Here is a 347-nt window from a genome sequence, read left to right on the forward strand (position 1 = left end):
TATGTTTTTCATATTTAAAATCACAATTAATATCGCCATATATATAAGCATTATTTATCAATTGATTAATAATTACAATTTGTTGTTGATAGGCGTGGGCAATATACTTTTGTAATCGAAAATACACAGGTGTTTGTTATGACTTTTAACCCAATAATGTTTGCCCGCCACAGCAACGCAAGTAGTGCGGTTACTAACGCTTTGCAAACTAATAACAATCACGTTGTAATGGATTTTAGCGGCACCGAAACCAGTGTATTTTTAAGCACTATTTTAGGCCTTGATTTAACTAAGCTGACTGCCAGCGGTTTAGGCTTAAAAGGCACGCTTGATGGCGACTATAATTC

The 347-nt window shown here is 34.9% G+C and carries 1 protein-coding gene; it reads left to right on the forward strand.

Annotated features, from left to right (window positions below; genetic code table 11):
* Nucleotides 1-138: 138 nt before the first annotated feature.
* A partial coding sequence (locus AAEY83_RS13420; RefSeq protein ID WP_351059535.1) for a hypothetical protein occupies nucleotides 139-347 on the forward strand: 209 nt, incomplete at its 3' end.

The organism is Psychrobacter sp. TB20-MNA-CIBAN-0197 (genome assembly GCF_040309765.1).
In the GTDB taxonomy this organism is placed as follows: Bacteria; Pseudomonadota; Gammaproteobacteria; order Pseudomonadales; family Moraxellaceae; genus Psychrobacter; species Psychrobacter submarinus.